At 33.8% G+C, this 1716-nt stretch carries 2 protein-coding genes; both read left to right on the forward strand.

Translation table 11 applies throughout. From position 1 onward, the window contains the following. Positions 1–676: 676 nt before the first annotated feature. Positions 677–1099 (forward strand): hypothetical protein, encoded by a 423-nt coding sequence (locus ACFSQS_RS16095; RefSeq protein WP_388021242.1) that lies wholly within the window; start codon positions 677–679, stop codon positions 1097–1099. Next, entirely contained in the window at positions 1099–1467 is a 369-nt protein-coding gene (locus ACFSQS_RS16100) for an FEKKY domain-containing protein (protein WP_388021244.1), read from the forward strand. Before ACFSQS_RS16095 ends, ACFSQS_RS16100 begins: the two co-directional genes overlap by 1 nt. Positions 1468–1716: the final 249 nt, after the last annotated feature.

A 1716-nucleotide genomic window follows, 5' to 3' on the forward strand; every position in this document is an offset into this window, starting at 1 on the left:
GCTGCGCTGCCTGCACTACGGCGTGAAAACGCCGCAGAACAGGCAGCTATACGCCATTTTGCAAAGTGAAAACGTTTCACTACTTTTCACTTTGCAAAACAGCGCATAGCTGCGCGGGACGTTATGCACAAATTCGGCTGAATAGCTGAATTTCAGGTGATTAATTTTAGTGAAATTATTTATTTTGATTAAAAACCTCCTAACTCTGAAACTGAATCCGAAAAGCAGCACGCTGAATAAACTGACGTTGACACAAAGCACTCTGACCAACTAACACTGAATTACAAAACTCTGAATCACAGTACGCTGAATAAATTGACGCAGATGAACAGCATTCTGACAAACTGACTATGAAAAACAACACTCTAAATGACAAAACTCTGTGTTGTCCAAATAGAAATAAATAACAATTTTTAGTACAATGAGAATTAATGAATTTATCTTCGTCATGGTTAGTTGACGTGACCAGCTGGAACTGATAAACTTTGACGATATGGGTTTCGTTATAAGCTGTGCGTGCCTCATGAGTGCATAACAACGTATATCCTCAATGGTGAGATTTAGAATAAACTCAAACGTCCAAAATTTTTTATTACATTTGGCTTAATCTGAATTGGTTCAGGCTTATTTGCCTCACCACTGAAGGTTATACGAAACCGTTGTACGTAAGTTAAGAATGAACAGTAAAATCAAAACAATTTTAGCTGTGACAATTGTTACAGTATTCGGCTTTATAATATTTGGACTTTACTTAATGAGTGAAGAAGACAGATATGGAGATTTAGTTTATTTTAATCAAAAAGTTAAAGATGGAGATATAATATTTCGATGTAAATATTCTGGCGATTTAGGACAAACTTCTAATTTCAATGAATTCGGAATTATAGAAAAATCTTGGGGAAATGTATATGTTTGGGATAATCAAAATACAATTAAAAAAGACCTTTATGATTGGGCTGAAAAAGGAAATGGAGAACGAGTAAAGGTTTATAGAACGAAAGATTCTGACTTTGAAATCAACAAAGCAGAATTAGTTAACGGAACTTACAATTATTTAATGGAATCTAACAAAATGGAATTTGTAACTGAAAACTATTAATGACGCGGAGAAAAAAAATAAAAATTGGAATCGGAATTATATTTACAGGAATAGTTTTCTGGCAATTTGGCTTTTTCACAAGGTTTAATTATTTGACTGCTAAAATTGATATTATTGGAGACACACCTAGATATGTTACGGTTGGTCTGCCATTTGAGAATTATGGAGTTCCAGTATTATCGTTAAATGAAAAATATGGATTTTATGAACATTTTTATGGATGCACATTTTCTGGTCCACAAATTCGCGGAATTAAAGCCTATAATACTCAAATTGAAAAGTATCTGAATAAAAGAAACGGAAATGATTGGCGGAAAAAATATCAGGCAGAATTGGATTATATGATTAAACATAACGCAACAGAATAAAAAACCTACGTACAACAACGTGTATAGCTAATTACTTGTTCTATGCGTACTCGGAAAATCCTACGGATTTTCCTCTGGTTCGTTTTCTATTTACTAACTTAGTGCTTGCCAACGTAACTAGCCATAACACGTATTCCAAGGTCAAATCCTAACGAAATATAGTTTTTTTATGCGGCATGTTGTTGGAGAACAACATATGGCGTTCCTCTTTTAACTACTGCAAATGCTCTTGCTATTAGTTTATTTCTA

Source organism: Gelatiniphilus marinus (assembly GCF_042684345.1).
GTDB lineage: Bacteria > Bacteroidota > Bacteroidia > Flavobacteriales > Flavobacteriaceae > Gelatiniphilus > Gelatiniphilus marinus.

Bases quoted from the DNA above. Each gene is read 5' to 3' on its own strand.
- ACFSQS_RS16095 (WP_388021242.1), top strand. From the start codon at position 677: ATGAACAGTAAAATCAAAACAATTTTAGCTGTGACAATTGTTACAGTA.
- ACFSQS_RS16100 (WP_388021244.1), top strand. From the start codon at position 1,099: ATGACGCGGAGAAAAAAAATAAAAATTGGAATCGGAATTATATTTACA.